This is a genomic window from Halomonas sp. CSM-2 (assembly GCF_002119345.1).
In the GTDB taxonomy this organism is placed as follows: Bacteria; Pseudomonadota; Gammaproteobacteria; order Pseudomonadales; family Halomonadaceae; genus Vreelandella; species Vreelandella janggokensis.
In genome coordinates this window covers 30,767-52,175 of the sequence record NZ_NBYR01000005.1, presented here as the reverse complement: position 1 = coordinate 52,175, position 21,409 = coordinate 30,767, and the positions used below count along the sequence as shown (strand labels likewise).

Annotated in this window: 19 protein-coding genes; 12 read left to right on the top strand and 7 right to left on the bottom strand. The window is 57.2% G+C overall.

Annotation, left to right across the window (positions count from 1 at the left end; translation table 11 throughout):
- Positions 1-10 precede the first annotated feature (10 nt).
- Positions 11-1,504 carry an NAD(P)H-hydrate dehydratase gene (locus B7L15_RS05195; protein ID WP_085917948.1) on the bottom strand — a complete coding sequence of 498 codons (1,494 nt, stop codon included), beginning with the start codon at positions 1,502-1,504 and terminating at the stop codon, positions 11-13.
- A 128-nt stretch (positions 1,505-1,632) separates the two neighbouring features.
- On the opposite strand from B7L15_RS05195, the gene queG reads away from it, so the two are divergent.
- Complete coding sequence (gene queG / locus B7L15_RS05190) at positions 1,633-2,724, top strand: tRNA epoxyqueuosine(34) reductase QueG (protein ID WP_085917947.1); 1,092 nt, start codon at positions 1,633-1,635, stop codon at positions 2,722-2,724.
- A 13-nt stretch (positions 2,725-2,737) separates the two neighbouring features.
- On the opposite strand, the gene orn is transcribed toward queG, so the two are convergent.
- Entirely contained in the window at positions 2,738-3,319 is a 582-nt protein-coding gene (gene orn, locus B7L15_RS05185; RefSeq protein WP_085917946.1) for an oligoribonuclease, read from the bottom strand.
- An 87-nt stretch (positions 3,320-3,406) separates the two neighbouring features.
- Here orn and rsgA point away from each other — a divergent pair, with 87 nt between their 5' ends.
- The 3 genes from rsgA to asd are packed head-to-tail and all read left to right on the top strand — an operon-like array spanning position 3,407 to position 6,130.
- A complete protein-coding gene (gene rsgA / locus B7L15_RS05180; RefSeq protein WP_085917945.1) occupies positions 3,407-4,447 on the top strand; it encodes a small ribosomal subunit biogenesis GTPase RsgA in 1,041 nt (346 codons plus the stop codon).
- Positions 4,444-5,286 carry a sulfurtransferase gene (locus B7L15_RS05175; RefSeq protein ID WP_085917944.1) on the top strand — a complete coding sequence of 281 codons (843 nt, stop codon included), beginning with the start codon at positions 4,444-4,446 and terminating at the stop codon, positions 5,284-5,286. Before rsgA ends, B7L15_RS05175 begins: the two co-directional genes overlap by 4 nt.
- Positions 5,287-5,296: 10 nt before the next feature.
- Complete coding sequence (asd, locus tag B7L15_RS05170) at positions 5,297-6,130, top strand: archaetidylserine decarboxylase (protein ID WP_085917943.1); 834 nt, start codon at positions 5,297-5,299, stop codon at positions 6,128-6,130.
- 19 nt (positions 6,131-6,149) lie between these two features.
- Here asd and epmA read toward each other — a convergent pair whose 3' ends face one another.
- Both epmA and efp read right to left on the bottom strand, forming a co-directional pair.
- Positions 6,150-7,130 (bottom strand): EF-P lysine aminoacylase EpmA, encoded by a 981-nt coding sequence (epmA, locus tag B7L15_RS05165; RefSeq protein WP_085917942.1) that lies wholly within the window; start codon positions 7,128-7,130, stop codon positions 6,150-6,152.
- A 235-nt stretch (positions 7,131-7,365) separates the two neighbouring features.
- Positions 7,366-7,932: an elongation factor P gene (gene efp / locus B7L15_RS05160; RefSeq protein WP_066321208.1), complete on the bottom strand. Its 567-nt coding sequence runs from the start codon at positions 7,930-7,932 to the stop codon at positions 7,366-7,368.
- Between the two features lie 108 nt (positions 7,933-8,040).
- Here efp and epmB point away from each other — a divergent pair, with 108 nt between their 5' ends.
- The 3 genes from epmB (at position 8,041) to B7L15_RS05145 (ending at position 11,671) form a co-directional block, all read left to right on the top strand.
- The gene (gene epmB / locus B7L15_RS05155) at positions 8,041-9,060 is read left to right on the top strand and encodes an EF-P beta-lysylation protein EpmB (protein ID WP_254902854.1); all 1,020 of its coding nucleotides are present in this window, start codon (positions 8,041-8,043) and stop codon (positions 9,058-9,060) included.
- 156 nt (positions 9,061-9,216) lie between these two features.
- Positions 9,217-9,582 carry a hypothetical protein gene (locus tag B7L15_RS05150; protein WP_085917940.1) on the top strand — a complete coding sequence of 122 codons (366 nt, stop codon included), beginning with the start codon at positions 9,217-9,219 and terminating at the stop codon, positions 9,580-9,582.
- Positions 9,583-9,592: 10 nt separating this feature from the next.
- A complete protein-coding gene (locus B7L15_RS05145) occupies positions 9,593-11,671 on the top strand; it encodes a pyrroloquinoline quinone-dependent dehydrogenase (RefSeq protein WP_085917939.1) in 2,079 nt (692 codons plus the stop codon).
- Positions 11,672-11,744: 73 nt separating this feature from the next.
- Here B7L15_RS05145 and B7L15_RS05140 read toward each other — a convergent pair whose 3' ends face one another.
- The 3 genes from B7L15_RS05140 to B7L15_RS05130 all read right to left on the bottom strand — a co-directional run bounded on the left by B7L15_RS05140 (position 11,745) and on the right by B7L15_RS05130 (position 15,794).
- The gene (locus tag B7L15_RS05140) at positions 11,745-12,866 is read right to left on the bottom strand and encodes a hypothetical protein (RefSeq protein ID WP_369596846.1); all 1,122 of its coding nucleotides are present in this window, start codon (positions 12,864-12,866) and stop codon (positions 11,745-11,747) included.
- A gap of 31 nt (positions 12,867-12,897) precedes the next feature.
- Positions 12,898-14,604 (bottom strand): 2-isopropylmalate synthase, encoded by a 1,707-nt coding sequence (gene leuA, locus B7L15_RS05135; RefSeq protein WP_085917938.1) that lies wholly within the window; start codon positions 14,602-14,604, stop codon positions 12,898-12,900.
- A gap of 320 nt (positions 14,605-14,924) precedes the next feature.
- Positions 14,925-15,794 carry an ion transporter gene (locus B7L15_RS05130; protein ID WP_085917937.1) on the bottom strand — a complete coding sequence of 290 codons (870 nt, stop codon included), beginning with the start codon at positions 15,792-15,794 and terminating at the stop codon, positions 14,925-14,927.
- Positions 15,795-15,961: 167 nt separating this feature from the next.
- On the opposite strand from B7L15_RS05130, the gene B7L15_RS05125 reads away from it, so the two are divergent.
- From B7L15_RS05125 to B7L15_RS05105, 5 genes are read left to right on the top strand one after another with little or no spacing between them, the layout of a single operon-like run.
- Positions 15,962-18,799 (top strand): monovalent cation/H+ antiporter subunit A, encoded by a 2,838-nt coding sequence (locus tag B7L15_RS05125; RefSeq protein ID WP_085917936.1) that lies wholly within the window; start codon positions 15,962-15,964, stop codon positions 18,797-18,799.
- Positions 18,799-19,131 (top strand): Na+/H+ antiporter subunit C, encoded by a 333-nt coding sequence (locus tag B7L15_RS05120; protein WP_085917935.1) that lies wholly within the window; start codon positions 18,799-18,801, stop codon positions 19,129-19,131. The genes B7L15_RS05125 and B7L15_RS05120 overlap by 1 nt, the downstream gene beginning before the upstream one ends.
- Entirely contained in the window at positions 19,128-20,639 is a 1,512-nt protein-coding gene (locus B7L15_RS05115) for a monovalent cation/H+ antiporter subunit D (RefSeq protein ID WP_085917934.1), read from the top strand. Before B7L15_RS05120 ends, B7L15_RS05115 begins: the two co-directional genes overlap by 4 nt.
- A complete protein-coding gene (locus B7L15_RS05110; protein WP_066317673.1) occupies positions 20,636-21,133 on the top strand; it encodes a Na+/H+ antiporter subunit E in 498 nt (165 codons plus the stop codon). The genes B7L15_RS05115 and B7L15_RS05110 overlap by 4 nt, the downstream gene beginning before the upstream one ends.
- Entirely contained in the window at positions 21,127-21,396 is a 270-nt protein-coding gene (locus B7L15_RS05105) for a K+/H+ antiporter subunit F (protein ID WP_085917933.1), read from the top strand. Before B7L15_RS05110 ends, B7L15_RS05105 begins: the two co-directional genes overlap by 7 nt.
- The last annotated feature ends 13 nt before the right edge of the window (positions 21,397-21,409 follow it).

Here is a 21,409-nt window from a genome sequence, read left to right as displayed (position 1 = left end):
TGGGCTGCCTTCACGGGTTAATTAATTCTCGCGCATAGGATGCCAGATCGCTCGCCAGCAAGCCACGCTCGCCGAACGCTGCCGCCGCTCGATCTGCCGCCAAGGCATGCACCAGGGTACCTAGCCAGGCACTGGTTTCGACATCGCCCCGCTGGGCAATTAGCGCGCCGAGCATCCCACTGAGCGCATCGCCCATGCCGCCACTGGCCATGCCAGGATTGCCGTAGGGACATACCATCAAGCCACCAGGGCCTGCCACCAGACTGCCCGCGCCTTTGAGTATCACCACGCCCCCCCGCGCACGCTGAAGCGCCTGAGCGGCGGCGGGCCGGTCAGCCTGAACGTCCTCCACCGAGCAGCCCAGTAAACGGGCTGCCTCACCCGGATGGGGGGTGAGCACCCAATCATCACGGCGTAAATCAGGCCAGTGACTGGCCAGCAAGGTTAACCCATCGGCATCCACGACCAGCGGCACAGTTGCCTGCAAGGCACTTTGCAGGATGGCCTGCCCCCATGCGGCCTGGCCAAGCCCGGGCCCAACCACCACGGCATCCGCCTGCTGAGGCAGCTCAATGGCCTCGGCACCACCCCGTACCGCATGTGCCATGACTTCCGGGCAGCGCACCAAACTGGCGGTAATATGCTCAGCAGCCGTTGCCAGACTGACTTTGCCTGCCCCCAGACGCGCCGCGGCCTGGGACGCCAGCAACGCGGCACCGCCAAAGCCAGGCGCGCCCCCCATGACCAATACATGACCCATACGACCTTTGTGACTGGTCCGCGAGCGCGGTCTGAACGCTTCGCTGAGCATGTCGTCGTCAAGGCGCCAGGCGGTGGGGGGAATATCAAAAAATGCCTGGGCCTTGACACTCAGCGGACGGAAGTCGATTTCGCCCGTGTAAGCAGGGGCTTCACCGGTGTGCAGGCCGATCTTGTCGCCGATAAATGTTACGGTGCAAGCGGCTTCCACCGCCACACCAAGTACCGCACCCGTATCGGCTGCCAGCCCTGACGGAATATCAATCGATAACACCGGCTGGGAGGCCGCGTTGATCAGCTCGATAGCTCGCTGATAGCGACCCGACACCTCGCCGTTCAAACCAGTCCCCAGCAGCGCATCGACAATCACTTCACCCGACAACACCGTCGCGGGGTGCCACTCCTCGCAACTCACTCCGGCTTGACTGGCGAGTTGCGCGGCACGAAAGGCATCGTCCTTCAGCTCATTCAACGGCTTCAGCGAAATGCGTTGGACCTTAAGCCCCGACTGCATCGCCAGGGCCGCCAGCACGTGGCCATCACCGCCATTATTACCGCTGCCACATAGCACCGTGACGCTACGTGCCTGGGGCCAACGGGAGCGGAAACTGTGCCAAGCACTCGATGCCGCGCGCTGCATCAAGGCAAACCCATCGATTCCTCCGGCAATGGTACGCCGATCCAGCTCGCGTACTTGAGCGGCTTTATAAAGAGGGCGTAACGTAGACGTTGTTAAGCGAGACACGATCTCTCCTTTCACATGTTGTGACGGCCAGCAATGCGTTAGCATAGCGCGGCTGACGCCTGACCGTTGAGTATCAACGCCCAATTTTCTCTGGCTTTTCTTTTTTTTGCGACGAAGCGGCGTTCCCCATGCTTTCAGACGATACCCTTGCCGATCTTGCAGAACTCATCAAAACCTGGGGGCGTGAGCTCGGCTTCCAGCAGGTAGGCATTACCGACACCCACCTGGAGGCCCATGAAGCGCACCTCAACACCTGGCTGGACAAAGGGTACCACGGTGAAATGGGCTTCATGGCCAAGCACGGCACTAAACGCACCCGCCCGGCGGAGCTAGAGCCCGGCACGCAGCGGGTCATCAGCGTGCGCATGGATTACCTGCCTGCCGAGGTAGAAAGCACCAAGGTCCTCGGCCAACCCCGTCGTGCCTATGTGTCGCGCTATGCCCTAGGCCGGGACTATCACAAACTGATGCGTAAGCGCCTGGCACAGTTAGCGAAGCAGATTGAGCACAAGGTCGGTGCGTTTGGCTACCGGGCCTTTGTCGATTCTGCACCGGTCATGGAACGGGCGCTGGCTCAGAAAGCCGGCCTGGGCTGGTTCGGCAAGAACGCCATGCTGCTCAACCCCAAGGCCGGCTCGCTGTTTTTCCTGGGCGAGCTGTACACTGACCTGCCACTACCTGTCGACGCCCCCTTTGAAGAAGAACACTGCGGCAGTTGCAACGCCTGTCGCACCGCCTGCCCAACAGGGGCCATCGTCGATGATAAAGTCGTCGATTCACGCAAGTGCATTTCGTATCTGACCATTGAACTCCACGGCGCCATTCCGGTGGAATATCGCCGCGCCATGGGCAACCGCATTTATGGCTGCGACGACTGCCAACTGGTATGCCCCTTCACACGCTTTACCCGCGCGACCCAGGAAGACGATTTCGCACCGCGCCATGATCTTGACCGCGCGTCGCTTGTTCGCCTTTTCACCTGGGGGGAAGAAGAATTTCTCGCCAAGACAGCCGGCAGTCCCATTCGGCGCATTGGCTACGAGCGCTGGCTACGCAATATCGCCGTGGGCCTGGGCAACGCGCCCTGGAGCGAAGCCGTCGAGGCCGCACTTTGGGCACGCAGAGCCTTTCCAAGCGAACTGGTACGTGAACACGTTGCCTGGGCACTCGAGGAGCAGCGTTTCAAGCGCGAAACGCGCATTGCCACCGCCGCTTCTTAGTTGTTACGTATATCTATTCCTCTTCGTCGCTCTGGGTCTCAAGACGCAAAAACGTGTTGCGATAATGGGAAAGTTCGGCAATCGACTCTTTAATATCGTCCATTGCCAGGTGGACATTTTGCTTCTTGAACCCGACAAGTGCGCCAGGGTTCCAGCGTTTGGCGAGCTCCTTCACGGTGGATACATCCAGGTTGCGGTAGTGGAAAAACGCCCATAGCGCGGGCATTTCACGCTCCAGAAAACGCCGGTCCTGGTGGATGCTGTTGCCGCACATGGGCGAGGAACCCGGGGTAACGTACTTGCTCAGGAAGTCCAGAGTCTGCTGCTCGGCGTCAGCCGTTTCCACCGTGCTGGCTTTCACGCGAGCGACCAACCCCGAATCACCGTGGGTCTTTTGATTCCAGTCATCCATCTGCGCCAGCAGGCTATCGGGCTGCTTGACGGCGATCACCGGCCCTTCCGCCACGACGTTCAAGTAGGCATCTGTCACCAGGGTGGCCACTTCGATAATGCGCTCCTTGTCAGGGTCCAGACCGGTCATCTCCAGATCAATCCAGACCAGCCGGTCATCACGCGGTGCATTATGTTCGCTCATCGTGCTCTCCAAAATGGTGGGTCATTCAAGTTACCCTGCGCCAGTTAACAGGTACAATAAACCCATTGTACCGAGCATCGGGTGGTCATGAACAAACGTAAATTAAGCCGTCAACAGCGTTGGCGGGTCGAGAAGGTTCAGGCAGAGCGTGCCCAGCGCGCTGAAAAACGCGATACACAGGATGCCGAGAAGCTTGCCGCTGGCGAATACGGTGCCGAACAGCCGGGTCGCGTGATGGCGCATTTTGGGCGCACGCTAGAAGTGCGTAATGCCGATGGTGTGCCTGTGCGTTGCCACTTGCGTGCCAACCTGGACGGATTGGTAACCGGTGACCGGGTCATCTGGCGGGCAGGCCAGGAAGGCTCCGGGGTGGTGGTGGCCCGCGACGAACGTGCAAGCGTCCTCAAGCGCCCTGATGCGCGCGGCCAGCTCAAACCAGTGGCCGCTAATATTGACCAGATACTCATCGTGTTTGCCGCCGAACCCGCCCCTCACCCCAATTTGATCGACCGTTACCTGGTCGCTGCCGAAGCCACTGGTATTGCACCGGTACTGGTGCTCAATAAAACCGATCTACTGCCGAACGATGGTGGCGAGTTGGGTCAGTTATTGGAACGCTACCGCGATTTGGGTTACACCGTGGTGCGCACGACCACCGCGACAGATTCAGGATGGGATGCGTTGCGCCGCCAGCTTGAAGGACGCACATCCGTATTCGTCGGCCAGAGCGGCGTAGGCAAGTCATCGCTCATTGATCTGCTGCTACCCGATGAAACCCTGCGCATCGGAGCGCTGTCCGAGGATTCACGTAAAGGCACCCATACGACGACAACGGCACGGCTTTATGCCATGCGCACGGATGAAGTCATTGACGGTGAATTGATCGACTCGCCCGGGATTCGTGAATTTGGCCTGATTCATCTTGATGAACAGGCGGTTACCGACGGTTTCATTGAGTTCCGGCCGTTTATCGGCCACTGCCGGTTTCGCGACTGCCGCCATCGTGCTGAGCCCGGTTGTGCTTTACTTGAAGCGGTCGAGGCAGGCAACATCCATCCAGAACGATTTGCCAGCTACAGGCGGATTGTTGATAGCCTGAACGCTGAACCCATAAGGAGTCGCTCATGAGCACCGAGAGTCATTCGTCTGAAACCAATGTGCTACCGCTGATTGTTGAGCCCGAGCAGCTTCAGGCGAACCTGGACGACCCTCAGCTGCTCATCATCGATGTGCCGGTAAACCCCGACAGTTATCGTCAGGGCCATGTGCCCGGCGCTATTTTCCTCGATTTTCGCTATTTGATGCGCGGTGAAGGGCCTGTTCCCAGTGACGTTCCCAGCGTTGAGGCGCTTTCGCGGCTGTTCAGCGCGCTCGGCCTTACCCGCGATACCCATGTCGTTGCCTACGACGACGAGGGCGGCGGCTGGGCGGCCCGACTACTTTGGACGCTGGAGCTGATCGGGCATACCCGATATTCCTATCTAAACGGCGGCATACACGCCTGGCGCGATGAAGGGCTTGAAGAAAGCACCGAGCCCTCGGCACCGACACCCAGCGATTATCGGGCCGAAATCCTTAACCCCCAGGCACTGATTACCTGCGACGAGATCAAACAGAAGCTCGACGATAAACAGTTTGCCATCTGGGATGCACGGTCGACCGCCGAATACGACGGCGAGAAGGGTAACAATAAGCACCTGGGACATATTCCGGGGGCAGTCAACATGGATTGGCTGAACGTCATGGATCGCCACCGGGCACTGCGCATTCGCGATTACGCCGAACTGGTTACCGAGCTGGATGCCCTCGGCCTGACCCCTGAAATGGAAATCGCCACCCACTGCCAGAGCCACCACCGCAGCAGCTTTACCTGGCTGGTCGGCAAGGCGCTGGGCTTCAATATGCGCGGCTATGCGGGCTCCTGGGGCGAATGGGGCAACCGCGACGACACGCCGATCGAGAAGTGAAGATATTATCGTGACCCTTTACCAAAAAGCCTTTTCGCTGATTCAGTACCCATTGCCCCACCACGCACTTTCGCGCCTGACCGGCCTGTTTGCCCAGTGTGATAACCCCTGGGTGAAAAACACTCTGATCAACGCCTTTATCAAGCGCTTTAACGTGGATATGAGCCAGGCACTGGAACCTGAACCAACGGCCTACGCCACTTTCAACGACTTTTTTACTCGGGCGCTCAAGGCCGATGCCCGTCCGATTCACGAGGGTATCATCAGCCCTGCCGACGGCACCGTATCCCAGTATGGCCGCCTCCAGGCCGGCCAACTGGTGCAGGCCAAGGGGCATACCTACTCTGCGCAAACCCTGCTCGGCGGCGATACGGAACTGGCAGAAGAATTTCTCGGCGGCAGCTTTGCGACGGTGTATCTTTCGCCAAAGGACTACCACCGGGTGCATATGCCGGTCACCGGCACACTGCGGGAAATGATCTACGTCCCCGGGAGGCTGTTCTCTGTCAACCAGGCCACGGCCAACTATGTGCCGGGGCTATTCGCCCGTAACGAGCGCCTGGTGTGCATCTTTGATACCGAGCAGGGGCCGATGGCCATGGTGCTGGTGGGCGCCATGATCGTCGCGGCGATCGAAACCGTCTGGTCGGGACAGGTTACGCCACTTTCCGGCTATCCTCAGCGCATGCAGTTTGGCCAACCGATCACCCTGGAAAAAGGCGCTGAAATGGGGCGCTTCAAGCTCGGCTCCACGGTGGTGATGTGCTTTGCCAAACCGGTTAGTTTCACAGAGCGGCCCCTCGCCTCGATGGTCAGCATGGGAGAGTCGCTTGGATGTTATTGATGGTTCATCCCGGTGATAGTTAGCAATTGGGCGTCGAAAACGTCAGCACGTCTTCCAGGCGTGCTTTTCCAAGCGCCAGTTGAACCAGACGGTCAATGCCCAGCGCCACCCCTGCCCCATCCGGCATGCCATGCTCAAGGGCGTCCAGCAGCCGTTCATCCACGTCCACTTCGGGCAACCCCAAGCGGCGGCGCTCGGCGTTATCTTCAATAAAGCGGGCACGCTGCTCAGCCGCATCGGTCAGTTCATCGTAACCGTTGGCCAATTCCGTGCCGTTTAGATAAAGCTCAAAGCGTGAGGCAACCCACTCACCGTCCGTGTCTTGATGGCGGCGTGCCAGCGCCGCCTGGCTTGCCGGGTAATCCACCACCACACTTAGTTCGTTGCGCCCTAATTGCGGTTCGATCACCAGCCCCATCAACAAATCGAGGCACGTATCGCGCCCCTCGTTTGCCATCGCCCCGGCTGGCATCTGACCGCGCTCAGCCGCAAGCCTGCGCAATGCCTCAAGCGACGTCGTGAACGGGTCGACCGCTAAATAGGTATGAAACAGCTGACGATAGCGGTAATGCACCACCGGCCCATGAAAACTGGGCAGAATATTGGCGACCAGGGTGGTCGTTTCGTCGATCAGATCTGCCAAGGTGAATCCTGGGCGGTACCATTCCAGCATGGTGAATTCGAGGTTGTGACGAGCGCCCACTTCACCATCGCGGAAGCTTCTTGCCAGCTGAAAAATGGGTCCGCTACCCGCTGCAAGCAGTCGCTTCATATGAAATTCCGGCGAGGTTTGCAGCCACAGCTTACGCTGGCCTTTATCCGTACGCGCCATCGTTGAAAGCGAAACCAGGTGGACATCGGTACTCCCCCCCTGACCCAACACTGGCGTTTCCACCTCCAGCACATCGCGCGCAGCAAAAAAACGTCGCACGCTCGCCAGTAAACGGGCTCGCTCACGCAGCGTCTCGATGGTGGCCGTCGGTCGCCAACTTTCTGTCATTGGCCTTACTCCCAAAAGACAAAGCCACGCCCTGTGGCGTGGCTGTCAATATATCGCGTTCCTGGCGCCTTTTAGCAGCCTGTCGGGCTTGACCGATCGTCGCGAGAATCACGGATTTTGAGCCAAATTTATCGATCGATTGAGGCGAGTAGCGCGCTATTTAACGAAATCGATCGAATACAGTTGGCCAAAATACCGGGATTCGCAGTAGATCAGTGTTAAGTCCGACAGGCTGCTAGGCCCGCGAGACGTATTCTCCACTGCGCGTATCAATCTTGAGGACTTCCCCTTCATTGATAAACAGCGGCACACGCACTACGGCACCGGAAGACAAGGTGGCAGGCTTGGAACCGCCCTGGGCAGTATCGCCTTTCAACCCCGGGTCGGTTTCGACCACCTCAAGCTCGATGAAATTCGGCGGTGCTACGTGAATGGCGTTATCGTTCCACAAGGTAACGGTATAAGGCACCTGCTCCTTCAACCACTTTTCGGTCTCGCCGAGCGCTTTCTTTTCCACCGCATACTGTTCAAAGGAGCCGTCGGTTTTCATGAAGTACCACATTTCGCTATCGTTATAGAGATACTCCATCTCCAGTTCCATGACGTCGGCACCCTCTAACGAATCACCCGACTTAAAGGTCCGCTCCCCCACGCGACCGGTCATCAGGTTACGTAGCTTGACGCGGTTAAAGGCTTGGCCCTTGCCCGGCTTGACCAGCTCGTTCTCTATGATCGAGCAAGGATCACCGTCGAGCATTACTTTCAAACCGCCCTTGAATTCGTTGGTAGAATAGTTCGCCATATTGCCTCTCAATGATGCATGTCAGTAACGTGATGAGCGAAGGACCGCTTCGACTCTAATGATATTGGTTCAATAAGTGCGCGCATGATAACCCGAAGGAGGGCTTTTTTGCAGGAGAACATCATTATCGCCGACAAGTGCCCCACGACCCAAATAGCGTCTTGGCAGCAGCAGCTCTCGCAGGCGATTCGCGACCCCGCCGTTCTTTGTCAACAGCTTGCGTTGAGCGATGAATGGTTGCCAGGTGCTCGAACGGGGCATCAACTCTTTGATATCTGTGTGCCCGCCGCCTATTTGTCGCGCATTACCCCCGGCGACCCTCATGATCCACTGCTGCGTCAGGTGCTACCGCTGGACGACGAGGCCCTGACACCGCCAAACTACGTCACGGATCCCCTCGAAGAGGCGGATCATCAGCCCGTCAAAGGGCTGATTCACAAGTATGCGGGCCGCGTGTTGCTGATCGCCAGCCCTAACTGTGCCATCAACTGCCGCTACTGCTTTCGCCGCCATTTCCCCTACAGCGAGAATTCGCCCTCCAGGGCTCAGTGGCAGGAAGCCCTCGACTACCTGCGCGCCGACACCTCCATTCACGAGGCGATTCTCTCAGGCGGTGATCCGCTTGCGGCCAATGACCGCCAACTGGCCTGGCTGGTCAAGCAGCTTGAAGGCATTTCACACCTGAAGCGGCTACGTATTCACACACGTCTGCCCGTGGTAATTCCCGACCGTGTTGATGATGCTCTGATTGGCTGGCTAGCCTCAACTCGCCTGCAAAAAGTCGTGGTGCTGCATATCAACCACGCCAACGAGATCGACCAGGCAGTGGTCGACGCCTGCGCGCGGCTTAAACAAGCCGGAGTAACGCTACTCAACCAGAGTGTCCTGCTACAGGGTATTAACGACGGCGTAACAACCCTAGCCACACTGTCGGAACGGCTATTTGAAGCAGGCATTCTGCCCTACTACTTGCACGTACTGGATCCCGTGCAGGGCGCTGCACATTTTGATGTCCCGGATGAAGAAGCCCGCAAGCTTGTAGCTTCACTTCGCGACCTGTTGCCGGGGTTCTTGATGCCACGCCTGGTGCGGGAAATTCCCGGCAAAGGGAGCAAAACGCCACTTTAAAAAGTTCATCCCGGCTAGATACTCATGCACCTCATTTCTAAAACAGTATACAAAGGTCTAAAAAACAATTTTCTGCTAAAGTTATAGGGCTAACGACTTCCGACATTGACTTAGCCTCAATGTTGGCTACCTCACTCATTAGGAGGCCAGCACATTATGTCGTCATCCCTCTCATCAAAATCGGGCGCTATCGTCCTTCTGATAGCCTCACTCGCCGGTCTTGCCGTCGCTCTGTATGCCTACTTCACCCCACTGACCGGGGTCACGGGAACACTCGGGGCACTGGTTGCCATCGTGGCCTGTATCGCGCTGGCAATATTGGCCCTACTTCTTGCTGCTGCAAGAGGGCGTGGTGCGTCCGTTATCCTGCGGGTACTTATTCTGATAGGCCTCGGCGGGACATTTTTCGCCGCAATGCTGCTCCATCAGTGGTGGATCGGCGTTGCGATGGTCGTGGGCCTGATAGGCCTGGTTCTTGATCTTTTCCGCCCGGCGCGGCCTTCACGCCTCACCCATTCTTAAGGAGCTGCTCATGACGACTTTTTTATCCGCCACAAGCACTCCATTTAAACCCATTACATCTGGTTTAGGCGCGGTTACCGCTCTGACAATTTGCCTAACGCCAATGCCGCTAATGGCTCAGGAACCGTCAGTAGAGACGGAGCAGCCAACGGCTCAAGAGGCGCCAGGGGAGCAAGCATCAGCAGAGCAAGAGAACGCCTCACCGGAAGAAACGACTAACGCCGCCCCTATCCCCTTGGTACCCGGAGAGCCGATCTGGGATAGTTTCCACGGCCAGCTTAATGCCCAGAAATATAGCCCGCTTGATCAAATCAACGCTGATAACGTCGGCGAGTTGGAGAAAGCATGGGAAGTGCATACCGGCGATGTAGCAGATGGTACAGGCGATTTACCCGCGACGGTCTGGTCTGCCACCCCGGTGTTTGCCAACGATACGCTGTATATCGGCACTCCGTTCTACCGGATCCTGGCACTTGACCCCGCAAGCGGCGAAGAGAAATGGAGCTTCGATACTCAATCCTCCCTTGAAGCACTGACCCAGCCCGCCCTTAAGAACCGCGGTGTGGCTTATTGGGAAGCAGATGACCCCGAAGCGGGCGAGCCCTGCCAGAAAATCATTTACATGGGCACCATGGATGCGCAGCTCTTCGCGGTCGACGCCGATAGCGGCGAACAGTGCACCAACTTTGCCGATAACGGCGTGCTCGACGTCAATCAGTGGAACGATACCAATGACCGCTGGCCGTTATCCCTACTTCAGCCGCCGACCGTGGTGGGCGACCATCTGATTCTCGGCTGGGCAGGAAAGGACTGGGCCTACGAACAAGCCCCTCCCGGCACCGTCTACTCAATCAATGCCCGCACCGGCGAGCGCGAATGGACCTTTCAGGCGCTCAGCGATGAGACGCGCGAACAGAGCGGTACCGCCAACGTCTGGACGCATATGTCCGCCGATGAAGAGCTTGGTTTGGTTTATTTACCCGTCTCTTCACCATCGCCTAACTACTGGGGCGGTAACCGCACCGAAGAAGTACCTCTGGGCACATCGACCACCGCGTTGGATATTGAGACTGGCGAGGTGGTCTGGTCGCGGCAGTGGGTTCACCATGACATCTGGGATTACGATATTAACGCCGCCCCCACGTTGATGGACATTACCGTTGATGGCGAGGAGATCCCGGCGCTGATTCAGGCGACCAAAATGGGCTTTCTGTTTGTGGTCAACCGAGAAACCGGTGAAGACGTATGGCCGATTGAGGAGCGCCCAGTGCCCAGCGGCGACGGCAACGTCGAGGGTGAAGTCTACGCACCGACTCAACCTTTCCCGACCAAACCCGCTCCACTGTTAGATCAGTCCGAGAAACCCGACGTCTGGGCGCTGGCCGATGCGGTCAGCTTCGGGGAGTGCTCGGCGCTGTGGGACGATCTTAGTTATGAAGGCATGTACACCCCGCCCACTACCCAGGGCGAAGGCACGCTTGGCTACCCCATCAGTGCGGGTGGTGTTCAGTGGGGCGGCGTCGCTTTTGACCCGGAAAGCCAGACCGCGATCGTCAATACCTCGCATATTGTGCAGTACATCAAGCTTTATAATCGCGAGGATTATGAGGCAGCCAATAGGACATCGGGCAACGAGAGCGGCTTTGCCCCGCAGGAAGGTGCGCCCTACGGCATGCGGCTTGAGGTGGCGCTCAACCGGTTCGGCATGCCCTGCTGGGAGCCGCCTTTCGGTGAACTGGTCGCTCTCGATATGACGACCGGCGACGTGAAGTGGCGGACCCCGGTAGGTGCTTCACAGCAATATGGCTTCTTTATGCCCGAAAGCTGGGGCTCGCCCACCATTGGTGGACCAGCCGTTACGGCGGGCGACGTTATCTTTATCGGTGCCTCCATGGATGCCAAGGTGCGTGCCTACTCCCTGGAAACCGGCGAAGAGCTGTGGTCGTCTCAGACCGAAGCGCCTTCAGTCTCAAACCCGGCGGTGTATGAATACAAGGGGCGCGAATATGTCGCCTTTGTTTCAGGCGGTAACACCATCCTGAAAGATCAGGTGGGCGACCAAATTACGGTCTACGCGTTGCCGGAATAACGCTTGCGATTGACCCATTAAAAACTAACGGGGCGGCCTTAAGGCCGCCCCGCTTATGTTAAACCCCATCTCCTTAGTCAGTCTCCTCGGCTTGCCGTTGAGTCCGCTTGGCTAACGCATGGTTAGCTGTTCTAAAACATAACCGCATCAACGGCACTAACAGCCACAGCATAGGTGTAAGCAGCCAGCGATAAGCAAATCGCACCACTATCAGTACCGGTAGCAGCACGATTAGCCAGACAAGAAACTGCCCCAACCATACCGGCCAGCCAAGCCAGGTAGACAGGTTGGCACCGAGTGCGCTGACGAGGCTTGGGTGGCGAACCACCACATAGGCGGTACCTGCGACCGCGACAACCTTGGCCATACGCGGTAGGCTCGCAAAACGCCTGCCTGAAGCAACCATCCCCTGGCGCAAGCCAGCCCGAGCGCCCTGGGCTTCCACGCTGCCCACCTGGGCAGCACGAGCGGCCTTGCCTGCCCGCAGCACCTTAACGGTGCTGGCCATGACCAGTAGATCGATACCCGCCCAGCCTAGATCGGCGGCGCCAATGGCGTCGCCCCGCCGCCACTGGCTTTCAAGATCACGCAGACCGCTGGTAAAGAAATCGCCAACCCCCGAGACCAGCCGCTCGCCTTGCAGCCACTCAACGTCTCCCTCGTCACCCACCACGAATTGATTGAGTAGCCCGTGACCATTGGTGTCGAGTAGCGCAATACCCATTTGCCCGCGGCGGTAGGGGGTAAGCTCGCTGGACACTGCCTCGGTTTCGTCGTTCCACAAGCGGCTAACTTGTTGGTAGCGCTCGTCAAACCAGTGTTGGGCACTTAACGTAGCAATATCGTTATCATGAAAGTAGTTGATAGGGAGAACCACGTCTGCCCCGTAACGGACTAATACGCTCTGGAATTTCGGCAAATGACCATAGTCGATGAGCACCCCTCGGGCCACATCACCATGGCGCATCAGCGCAAGATAGGCGCTCATCCAGAGCGCCTGATCATGTGAGTAGCTTAAGAAAGTCGCGTTGAGCGCCGGCGTTTCCTGCCGAAGTATTGACCCAATTGCAGGCAGCGCCCGCTGAGCTTCCAGGCGGACCAATTTGGACTCAAACGGCTCATGGGAAGCCACGGCTGATGCGACCCCGGCCACCACAGTGGCGGCGAACACGATAAGCTGCCAGGGCCGCAACATTGCCTGTCTCATTCAATTGGACATCGGTGGATTAGGCCAACGACGCCGCCGTCACGTTTGCCGCTGCGGGTTGGGTCGAATGGTGGCGATTGATCGCGCTAAGCACGCCTTTCATCGAGGCGCTGGTAATGCTTTCGTCGTTACCGACACCGAATACCGCCTTGCCGTCGATGCGGACTTCCACATAGGCAATGGCCTCTGCATCGGCGCCCTGGCCACGGGAGTGCTCATGGTAGTCGATAATTTCCACATCATGCCCGGCAGCAGCCAGCGCTTTTACAAACGCTGCGAGCGGCCCGTTACCCTCGCCATTGAGCGTTTGACGCTCGCCATCCTGCTCGACCACGGCGTCCAGCGTTACTTTGGGGCTATCTGGCTCCGACGATAAACGATGGTTGACCAGCGCAAAGGGTGAACGTTGCTCCAGATACTCATCGGCAAAAGCCTGGTAAATCATCTGAGAGGTAATCTCTTTACCGGTCCGGTCGGCCACTTCCTGCACCACCTGGCTGAACTCGATGGAAAGCCGACGCGGCAGCTCGATACCGTGCTCCTGCTCCAGCAGGTACGACACCCCACCTTTACCGGACTGGCTGTTAACCCGAATCACCGCCTCGTAACTACGACCTACATCAAGCGGGTCGATAGGCAGATAGGGCACATCCCAAACCGCCTCGGGATTGGCGCGACGGTCAAGCATGCCTTTCTTGATCGCATCCTGGTGGGAACCGGAGAAAGCGGTAAACACCAAATCACCCACGTAAGGATGGCGTGGATGCACCGGCAACTGGTTGCAGTACTCCACTTCGCGCATGACCGGGGTGATATTGGAGAAATCGAGCTGCGGATGAACCCCTTGGGTGTACATGTTCATGGCGAGGGTGACGATATCGACGTTACCCGTGCGCTCACCATTGCCGAACAAGGTGCCTTCAACGCGGTCAGCTCCCGCCATCAGCGTCAACTCAGCGGCAGCCACACCGGTACCCCGGTCATTATGGGGATGCACGCTGACAATCAAATGGTCACGATTTTTGACGTTGCGGCAGAACCACTCGATCTGGTCCGCGTAGTTATTCGGCGTGGCGACTTCAACCGTTGCCGGCAGGTTGACGATCATCCGGTTGTCGGCGCTGGGCCCGAAGGTTTCCATGACCGCTTCGACAATTTCGACGGCAAAATCCATCTCTGTCGTGGTAAAGAGCTCGGGCGAGTACTGGAAGGTCCAGTTGGTTTCAGGCGCTGCCTTCATTTGGTCGCGAATTTGCGCCGTGGCCTCGGTGGCAATATTCACGCATTCGGCTTTATCCACGTTGAACACCACACGGCGGAACATCGGATCGGTGGCGTTGTAAACGTGCACGATCGCGTTTTTGGCGCCTTTCAAGGCTTCGAAGGTGCGCTCAATCAAGTGCGGGCGCGCCTGGGTCAGCACTTGAATGGTCACATCTTCCGGGATCTTGTCTTGTTCGATCAGCGTGCGGACAAAGTCAAAATCGGTTTGCGAAGCTGAGGGAAAGCCGACTTCGATCTGTTTGAAGCCGACCTTCAGCAGCATGTCGAACAAGCGCTGTTTGCGCTCATGATCCATCGGGTCAATCAGCGACTGATTGCCATCCCGCAGGTCAACACTGCACCAGATCGGCGGTGTTTCAATCCGCTGGCTGGGCCATTGGCGGTCAGGCAGGTCCACCGCAACAAACTGGCGGTATTTTTTGGCGGGATCAGACAACATCATGACGGTTCTCCTGGGCAAGTAGGGTGAAAGTATTCGATTGGATGGACGGCGGGCGTGCCAACGAAAAACGCCCCATCGCCAGTAAAGGCCATGGGGCGCAGATCATAAGGATTTGTCGGGCGCACGATTATAAAAGAGCGGCACCCTACAAATTGAATTGATTCAATAATTCCAGTGTTTGTAACCATGTCTACCTCACCACTAAGAAAACCAACGACAATGCCAGCAGCACTGCCCGACCCTGATATTCAGAGACGGGCGCTTAGTAGTCGTAGGTCTAGTGCAAAGGTGTTCATGGATGTATTCATACGTCTAGAAAATCAGTCTTGGCGGTTTTTGTCAATATCCGTGCGCGCATTGTCAGCCCTCTGCCCTGATAGGGCTGCCTCCATTCGGTCTAGCTGGCTGCGCATTTCACTGACTTCGTTGCGCAGCGCGTGCGTCTCATCGACATCTTCTCCATTGGTCAAAACATCGAGCGCGGCGCTCTCTTTCTGCATGACGTCCAGTACGATGCCAATCATCATGTTGAGGAAAATAAACGCGGTCAGAAAGATAAACGTCAGGTAGTAAATCCAGCTCCAGGCATAAACCTCCTGGGTGGCATAAAGAATATCCGTCCAGTCTTCAAAGGTGGCGATACGAAACAACGTCAGAATCGAAATGGATATATTGCCCCACAAGAAGCTGTCGACGTCGGCAAACAGGAAGCTGCCAATGGCGGCGTAGATGTAGAAGATAATGAACATTAACAACACCACGTAGCCCATACGCGGAATAGACTTCACCAGGGCTGAAAGCAGCATCTGCAGCTCGGGAATCATCGAGACAAGGCGCAGCACGCGGAAAATACGCAGCAGTCGCGCCAGCAGGACCATCTCGGAGTCGTCCATGGGGATCAGGCTGGCGGTCACGATAACGAAATCAAAGACGTTCCATCCTCGTCTGAAAAAGCGTATCAGGCTTCCTTCAGCCGCTATCCTGATGAGGATCTCTACCAGGAAAAAAACCGTGATGGCCAGGTCGAGATAGAGAAGCCATTGTTCAAAGCGCGACGTCTCCTCTTCGTAGGTTTTAGCGCCGATCACCAGCGCGGAGATGACGATAATCGCGATCACAAAGGCTTCAAAAAATTTGTTCGAACGCAGGGTTTCGAAACGCTGCTGCCATGTGTCGAAAGGTTGATTCATAGGGTCAATTGGCTCGCTTGGGTGGACGGCGTCACTTTATACTAAAACTTCACAATGCCACTACAAGTGATATCCTCTTGTTTAATTTGCGGTCTCCGATGCCTCAGCCGACACGTTTACGATGGCGGGCCGTGGGCTTTTTTTGATTTTTGCGCTGGATGACTCCCATGACACTGCTGTGGATAGCCTTACTACCGTTACTAGGCGTCTTGGTGCCGGCCCTCAACGCTCAACGCAGCCGCATGGTCTGCTCGTTGGCAACCGCCCTGCTGCCGGCTATTGCCCTGCTGCTAACCTTGATGCAGATACCCGCACTACTGGAAGGCGAAGCACTACGCTTCGCCGTTGGCTGGCTGCCAGAACTCAACCTGGAACTGGCACTACGCCTGGACGGCCTGTCGCTGCTGTTTAATATTTTAATCATGGGCATCGGGCTGTTGATACTGCTCTACGCTCACTTTTATCTGGCAAGTGACGAACCCGTCGGTCGTTTTTACGCCTTCCTGATGCTGTTCATGGCCTCCATGGTCGGTATTTCAATGTCCGACAACCTCATCCTGCTGTGGCTATTCTGGGAGCTCACCAGCCTTTCATCGTTTTTATTGATCGGCTTCTGGTCGCACCAATCGGATGCGCGTAAAGGCGCAAGAATGGCACTCACCGTGACGGGCGCTGGCGGCTTGGCGCTGTTGGCAGGGCTTCTGTTGCTGGGGGATATGGCAGGCAGTTTCAGCATGGGAGACGTTCTGGCCAGTAGCGACAGGATCATCGCCGACTCGCGTTATCCGCTGATGCTCGGCCTGGTTTTACTCGGTGCTTTTACCAAGTCAGCTCAGTTTCCGTTTCATTTTTGGCTCCCTCATGCGATGGCCGCTCCTACACCGGTTTCGGCCTACCTGCATTCGGCCACGATGGTGAAGGCCGGCATTTTCCTCATGGCAAGGCTACACCCGGCAATTGCCGACAGTGAGCTGTGGACCGTCGTTGTATCGCTCGTGGGCACCGCCACGCTGCTTTACGGGGCCTGGTTTGCGCTATTCAAAACCGACTTGAAAGGCATTCTGGCCTTTTCCACGGTCAGCCATTTGGGGCTGATCACGGTACTGTTGGGCATCGGCAGTCCAATGGCTGTCCTGGCGGCTCTTTTTCACATTCTCAATCATGCCACCTTCAAAGCGGCGCTGTTCATGAGCGCTGGCATTATTGACCACGAGACAGGAACACGTGAACTCAAGCAACTGGGTGGCCTGAAAAAAGCCATGCCGGTAACCGCACTGTTGACCACACTTGCCGCCGCCGCCATGGCGGGTGTGCCGCTGTTCAACGGCTTTCTTTCAAAAGAGATGTTCTTTACTGAAACCCTGAAAACCCCGGTACTGGGTGGCTTGAGCTGGTTACTGCCTGCCCTTGCCACGCTGGGGGGCATTCTCTCTGTGGCTTACTCGCTGCGCCTTGTACATGCGGTTTTCTTCAAGCCAGCCCGCGAGGCACCGCCTAAATCGCCCCACGAACCGCCACACCTGATGCGTTTACCCGTGGAAATTCTTGTAGTGCTGTGCGTCGTGATCGGTCTGCTGCCCGCCCTCACTGCCACACACCTGCTCGACCTTGCCACCCAAGCGGTACTCCAGCGTCCGCTGGATTTCAAACTGGCGATCTGGCATGGCGTCAACCTGCCACTGTTGATGAGTGTTGCGGCATTGTTGATCGGCACCGTCCTCTATTGGCGCCACAGAGACATGCGCCTGTTCACCCGACAGTTCGAAAGCGTTGATGCCCGGCGGGTGTTTGAGCGCTTTGTGGTAACGATGGGCTATCGTGCTGAACAACTCCTCACTGCATTCGAGGGTAATTCATTACAGCGCTACATGACGCTGTTGCTATCCGCTGCCTTTGTGATGGGGCTAATCGGCCTGGTCCAGGTCACCGATTTAACGGGGGCAGCGGGCAACCAGCCGATCGACGGCGTGGTCATTCTAGGCGCGGTAATGCTTATCTTTGGCGGCATCGCAACCGCGGCTACCCACCGGTACCGTTTGATTTCATTGCTCATGCTATCGATTGTTGGTTTATTTGTGGCCCTCACCTTTGCACGTTTTTCTGCGCCGGACTTAGCACTGACCCAGCTATCCGTGGAAGTGGTGACCATGATTCTGCTGATGCTGGCGTTGTTCTTCCTGCCGCAGAAAACACCTCAGGAATCAAGCCCGCTGCGCAACGTCCGCGATATTCTGCTGGCTGGGTCGCTGGGGCTGGTGATTGCCAGCCTCAACTATGCGGTATTGACCCGGGAAACGCTGTCGATCTCCAATTTTTTTGTCGAAAACAGCAAACCCGGCGGTGGAGGCTACAAAGTGGTCAACGTCATCCTCGTCGACTTCCGGGGCTTCGATACGCTAGGCGAAATTACCGTGCTTGCCCTTGCAGGCCTTGCGATATTCAAGCTACTCAACCGCTTGCGCCTGTTTATGCCGCACAGTGATGGCGAAGGCCGGGTATGGTCACCGGACCGCTATCCGGCCATTTTGACCTCTGTTTCCATGACGATACTACCGCTGGCATTGCTGGTATCAGCGTTTATCTTCCTGCGTGGTCACAACCAGCCTGGCGGTGGCTTCATCGCCGGCTTGATTACTGCTGTTGCGTTGATTCTGCTGTATATGGCCCGAGGCGTGGAATGGGCGCAGGAACGCCTCGACTTCCCCTTCCAGCCCGTGGCCATCATGGGCGTCGCGGTCGCGACGCTGACAGGGCTTGGCAGTTGGCTATTCGGCTATCCGTTCCTGACATCGTCGTTTGGCTACTTCACCCTACCCGTTGTCGGTGAATTTGAGTTGGCGACGGCGCTACTTTTCGACCTGGGCGTTTATCTGGCAGTGGTCGGTGCCACGCTCATGATCCTCGCCAACCTGGGCAAAGTGACCACTGCCCATCGCCCAGTGACCGAAAAAACCGAAAAAAATGCTGAGACGTCCGCCACCCCCACCAGCAAGGAGCCTCGCTAATGGAACTGCTCTACGCGATGACCACTGGCGTGCTCACCGCCTCCGGACTTTACCTGACTCTGCGTGGGCGAACCTTCCCTGTGGTGGTCGGCCTGACTCTGCTCTCCTACGCCGTCAATTTATTTCTATTTTCGATGGGCGGGCTGACCACTGATGGCGCCGCACTGGTCAATGAAGGCAATGGCTTCGCTGACCCGCTTCCCCAGGCGCTGGTGTTAACGGCCATCGTGATCGGGTTTGCGATGACCGCCTTTGTGGTCATTCTGGCGATGCGCGCGCGAAGTGAAGTAGGGAATGACCACGTAGACGGCAAAAAGGAAGACCGCGAATGACCCAGCATTTGATTGTTTTACCTGTCGTTGTGCCATTAATCGCGGGTATCTTGTTACTCTACCAACGCCAGGGAATGGTTCGTTACAAACGCGTCGTCAGTGTGGTCGCAACGTTTGCGCTGCTCTTCGTTGCCATTGGACTGCTGAACCAAGCCGCCAGTGGAGAGGTTACCTATTACGCCCTCGGCGATTGGCAGCCTCCGTTTGGCATTGCGCTGGTGCTCGATCGTCTGTCGGCGCTCATGTTGCTGGTGACCGCCCTCCTGGCCGTCGGGGCTGTCGTCTTTGCCTGCGGCGGTGATGATGAAAAAGGCAGCAACTTTCATGGTCTCTTCCAATGGCAGTTGATGGGCATCAACGGTGCTTTTTTAACCGGAGACCTGTTTAACCTCTTCGTCTTCTTTGAAGTGCTGCTGCTGGCCTCCTATGCCCTGCTGCTCCACGGCGGCGGCAAGGCGCGCATTCAGTCCAGTGTTCATTACGTGGTACTCAATCTGGCGGGGTCTTCGCTGTTCCTGATTGGCGTGGGCATTCTCTACGGGGCAACCGGCACGCTGAACATGGCGGATATGGCCTCGCGTATGGCCGAACTGCCCGCTGAACGCGAAGGGTTGGTGGTGGCTGGTGCCTTGATGTTACTGGTGGTCTTTGGCCTCAAGGCAGCCATTTTACCGCTGTATTTCTGGTTGCCCCGTGCCTATGCGGCGGCCCCTGCACCGGTGGCCGCCCTGTTTGCGGTAATGACCAAGGTCGGCATCTATTCCATTTTGCGTGTCTACAGTCTCATCTTTGGCGACCAGGCAGGTAATCTGCAAGCCCTCGAGCAACCCTGGGTCTGGTGGCTCTCATTAGCGACGCTGGCCGCCGCGGGCATAGGCGTGCTGGCCGCTCGGGATTTGCGCCTACTCATTGCCTATCTAGTGTTGATTTCCGTCGGCACACTGCTTGCGGGTGTCGGGATGCGCACGCCTGAAGCCACCTCGGCACTGCTTTACTACTTGATTCACACAACGCTGATTACCGGCGGCCTGTTCTTGTTGGCTGAGATGATCGGCCTGCAACGTGGCAAACCGGGTACGCGACTCGTCAAGGGTCGCCCCATGGTACAAGGCTCGGCTCTGGCGTTGGCGTTCTTCATCGGGGCGATAGCAGTGGCTGGCTTACCCCCTCTCTCGGGCGCTTTCGGCAAAGCGCTAATGCTCAACGCCGCGGAAGGCAGCCAACGACTTTGGCTTTGGACGCTCGTCCTGCTGGCAGGTCTGGCATCGCTCATTGCGCTCTCGCGGGCAGGTTCAACCCTGTTCTGGCGCAGCCATCGTGGTCATCTGAGTGGTCGCCCACTGCCCCGTTGCCAGTGGTTTGGCATGGCGTGGCTGTTGAGTAGCTCGCTGCTATTGGTCGTGTTTGCCGGTCCCGTTAGCAACTATACCCAGGCCGCCGCTGAACAATTGGCCAACCCAAGCCTGGTAATTGATACGTTGATCAATGACGCTGGAGGCCCCCAATGATTCGATCCCGCGCCTGGTTGCCGACCCCGGTTTTTTCATTGTTGCTGCTTTTCGTATGGCTGCTCCTGGTGCGCAGTGTGGCGCCCGGGCATATCGTCTTGGGTGGCGCACTGGCCATTATCATCCCCTTACTCACCAACCGCTTTTGGGATGCCCGACCGCGTATCAAAAAGCCGCTGTTGCTGCTGCGATTTGTGCTGCGCGTGCTTGGTGACATCATCACTGCCAACTTTGAAGTGGCTTATCTGATCGCCAACCCATGGCGAAAATTAAATCCCCATTTTGTCGAATACCCTCTGATGCTGGAAGAGCGTTTCACCATCACGCTGCTTGCCAGCACCATCAGCCTGACGCCGGGCACGGTCTCCGCCAACCTGCGTATGGACGGTAAATCGCTGCTTATTCATGCCCTTAACGAAACAGACGAAGAGGCCCTGATTGAGCAGATTCGGGAGCGCTACGAACGCCCGCTCAAGGAGATTTACGAATGCTAAGCATCGCACTTTATATCACCCTGGCGTTGGTGGTGATGGCACTGCTGATGAACCTCTATCGGCTGACCATTGGCCCCGATTTACCGGATCGAGTACTGGCGCTGGACACCATGTACGTCAACTCCATCGCGCTGATTGTACTACTCGGCCTGTGGCTGAACAGCAAGACCTATTTCGAGTCGGCGCTGCTCATCGCCATGCTGGGCTTTATCAGCACGGTAGCGGTGTGCAAATACATATTAAGCGGGGACATTATCGAATGAACCCGGTCACCCT

Excerpts from the sequence above, each read along its gene's own strand:
- B7L15_RS05115 (WP_085917934.1), top strand. The coding sequence starts at position 19,128 with ATGACCCAGCATTTGATTGTTTTACCTGTCGTTGTGCCATTAATCGCG.
- orn (WP_085917946.1), bottom strand. The coding sequence starts at position 3,319 with ATGAGCGAACATAATGCACCGCGTGATGACCGGCTGGTCTGGATTGAT.
- B7L15_RS05120 (WP_085917935.1), top strand. The coding sequence starts at position 18,799 with ATGGAACTGCTCTACGCGATGACCACTGGCGTGCTCACCGCCTCCGGA.
- efp (WP_066321208.1), bottom strand. The coding sequence starts at position 7,932 with ATGGCGAACTATTCTACCAACGAATTCAAGGGCGGTTTGAAAGTAATG.
- rsgA (WP_085917945.1), top strand. The coding sequence starts at position 3,407 with ATGAACAAACGTAAATTAAGCCGTCAACAGCGTTGGCGGGTCGAGAAG.
- B7L15_RS05105 (WP_085917933.1), top strand. The coding sequence starts at position 21,127 with ATGCTAAGCATCGCACTTTATATCACCCTGGCGTTGGTGGTGATGGCA.
- B7L15_RS05145 (WP_085917939.1), top strand. The coding sequence starts at position 9,593 with ATGACGACTTTTTTATCCGCCACAAGCACTCCATTTAAACCCATTACA.
- leuA (WP_085917938.1), bottom strand. The coding sequence starts at position 14,604 with ATGATGTTGTCTGATCCCGCCAAAAAATACCGCCAGTTTGTTGCGGTG.
- B7L15_RS05150 (WP_085917940.1), top strand. The coding sequence starts at position 9,217 with ATGTCGTCATCCCTCTCATCAAAATCGGGCGCTATCGTCCTTCTGATA.
- B7L15_RS05140 (WP_369596846.1), bottom strand. The coding sequence starts at position 12,866 with ATGTTGCGGCCCTGGCAGCTTATCGTGTTCGCCGCCACTGTGGTGGCC.
- B7L15_RS05130 (WP_085917937.1), bottom strand. The coding sequence starts at position 15,794 with ATGAATCAACCTTTCGACACATGGCAGCAGCGTTTCGAAACCCTGCGT.
- B7L15_RS05175 (WP_085917944.1), top strand. The coding sequence starts at position 4,444 with ATGAGCACCGAGAGTCATTCGTCTGAAACCAATGTGCTACCGCTGATT.
- queG (WP_085917947.1), top strand. The coding sequence starts at position 1,633 with ATGCTTTCAGACGATACCCTTGCCGATCTTGCAGAACTCATCAAAACC.
- B7L15_RS05110 (WP_066317673.1), top strand. The coding sequence starts at position 20,636 with ATGATTCGATCCCGCGCCTGGTTGCCGACCCCGGTTTTTTCATTGTTG.
- B7L15_RS05125 (WP_085917936.1), top strand. The coding sequence starts at position 15,962 with ATGACACTGCTGTGGATAGCCTTACTACCGTTACTAGGCGTCTTGGTG.
- epmA (WP_085917942.1), bottom strand. The coding sequence starts at position 7,130 with ATGACAGAAAGTTGGCGACCGACGGCCACCATCGAGACGCTGCGTGAG.